This window comes from Chryseobacterium sp. SSA4.19, assembly GCF_022601875.1.
Lineage (GTDB): Bacteria > Bacteroidota > Bacteroidia > Flavobacteriales > Weeksellaceae > Chryseobacterium.
The window spans coordinates 1-2077 of sequence record NZ_JAKVIP010000064.1 but is presented as its reverse complement, the minus strand read 5'-3'; the positions used below and the strand labels follow the sequence as shown (position 1 = coordinate 2077).

2 protein-coding genes and 1 pseudogene are annotated in these 2077 nt (G+C 34.0%); 1 reads left to right on the top strand and 2 read right to left on the bottom strand.

The genetic code is table 11. The features are described from left to right. Positions 1-75 precede the first annotated feature (75 nt). Positions 76-255: pseudogene (locus tag MKJ01_RS18750) on the bottom strand (SRPBCC domain-containing protein); the annotation flags it as partial. After that, positions 227-577, bottom strand: coding sequence for a helix-turn-helix transcriptional regulator (locus MKJ01_RS18745; protein WP_241615772.1), 351 nt, complete (start codon positions 575-577; stop codon positions 227-229). The gene MKJ01_RS18745 and the pseudogene MKJ01_RS18750, both read right to left, overlap by 29 nt. Before the next feature lie 639 nt (positions 578-1216). On the opposite strand from MKJ01_RS18745, the gene MKJ01_RS18740 reads away from it, so the two are divergent. Then, entirely contained in the window at positions 1217-1906 is a 690-nt protein-coding gene (locus tag MKJ01_RS18740) for a hypothetical protein (RefSeq protein WP_241615771.1), read from the top strand. Positions 1907-2077: the final 171 nt, after the last annotated feature.

Below are 2077 nucleotides of genomic sequence, written 5' to 3'. Positions count from 1 at the left end.
AAATTTTTTGAGCTGTAAGGGCTCAAAATTTTCCAGAATAACTTTTTAACTTACACAGTTAGTGAGACACTACCCAAATAAGTAAGAACCATGTGTCCTGTTCTCCATCTTCAGCACTTTTGTTTCCATCCATTGTTCCAAAAGCTCCGGATCGGTGTAGGCCTTAAATAGGAGCTCTACAGGCAGATCAAATTCCCTGGTAATGACGATCTCCTGTCTATCGTCTTCAGCTTTTACTTTCGTTTTCTGTTCCATTGCTATTGTTTTTAAAGTTTTTAATTACGGTTTTTAATTTGTTGAATCGGTCGTCCCACATCTGCCGGAATGGCTCAATGAAAACTGCAACCTCTTTCATTTTTTGGGCATTGATGTGGTAATTGATCTCCCTGCCGCTCTGCTGTTGCTTTAACAATTCACATTCAGTGAGAATCTGCAGATGTCTTGAGACCGTAGGCCTTGCGGTATCAAATTGCGACGCTATAGCTCCCGCTGTCATGGATTGCGAAGCCAGCATCAGCAGTATGGCCCTTCTCGTAGGATCGGCAATGGCCTGGAATACATCCCGTCTTAAATTCATTATGAAGCTATTTGACTACAAATATAAATGAAGTCATTTGACTACACAAATAAATTTTAACACTGTCCCAAATTTTATTGTCGTAATATTTATCCATCTAACTGTTCTAAAACCTGTTTGACAAAAATTCAGATATGGATTCGACAAAGCAAATGGCTGGAAAAACATTTTTATAAGAAATGGATAAAAGGCAGCCAAGGTAATGCGGCCAGGCACCACGCCATGACCTTCTAAAAACAGTATTTAGTTAAAGTAGCTGAAACATCAAACTGACGAACAATCTGTGCTAAGCATTATTTCTTTAATACCGTGCCCTTATCTCTTCTATATGGCTGCAATTATTTAAATTAGTACCTCAAACCCATTAATAGATAAGCCTTATGCAATCCATCTATGTAAAACGAATTGTTGTCAACATTAAAACACATGATATGGCTTTGGCTGAGCATTTCTATGGTGAAATACTCGGACTGAAGTGTTGATTGAACATAGCTGGATTACCACTTACGGCAGTGGAGAAAAGATGGATGTACAGGTCAGTTTTCCAACAAAAAAAGGTTCCGGCCGGCTAGTACCCGATCTTTCCATAGAGGTCACAGCTAAAGCAGGTAATTTTGGATAATTAAACAAATATAAGAGATGAGAATAGTCAGTGTTTTAATTTGTTGTTTGTTTTTTGGTTTTTCGTTTTCGCAGCATATAGATGGTGTTTGGATAAACGAAGAGCTGAGAAGTTCAATTTTAGATGGTTCATTAGAATTAAAAGATACCGAGCTTTTGACGCCGATGTTTTTTGAAATTTCAAAAGGCAAAGTTACTCATTTTTATCAGGTCGAATCTTCCGTAAAACCCAGATTTAAGTCATTAAAAAAGATTACAAAAGGTACATATACAGATGGTTTAGCTTTGTACGCCTTGGTTAATGAAAATACTATTTCATATAAGACGAAGAAAAAGAATATTACTTTTATTCGAAATCTGAATAGGAATAGGAATGATTTATTTGACACAAAGAAATCACTCACAAAAAATTATATTAAGTTCAGTAAATTGTCAAGAATTAAAGATGCAAAATCAAATAAAGAATTTAATGTAAAATGTGTTAATGATGGAAATGGAATAAGATGCGTTTATGATCAACATCAATTTTCTTACACTATCTATTCATCTAATCCATATCATTACAATAAAAGATGGAATAAGTTAAAGTTTTATATGAATATCAACATTGATAATACTGTAAGAACTTATTTATTAGAAAAACAAACAAACAATTCATATCATCTCAAGGATCTAATAACAGATAAAGTAGAGTATATCCTTAAATAGGAGTGATAAACGCACGGGAAATTTAAGCGTTATTGGTAGTGTCTCACTAACTGTGTAAGTTAGAAAGTTATTCTGAAAAATTTTGAGCCCTTATAGCTCAAAAAATTTTTCGGAAATAACTTTTTATTATTTTTAACCTATATAGTTATGATCGACAAAGAAGAATTATTA

What these genes read in the sequence shown, in the direction of transcription:
- MKJ01_RS18745 (WP_241615772.1), bottom strand. Translation starts at nt 577, where the DNA reads ATGAATTTAAGACGGGATGTATTCCAGGCCATTGCCGATCCTACGAGA.
- MKJ01_RS18740 (WP_241615771.1), top strand. Translation starts at nt 1,217, where the DNA reads ATGAGAATAGTCAGTGTTTTAATTTGTTGTTTGTTTTTTGGTTTTTCG.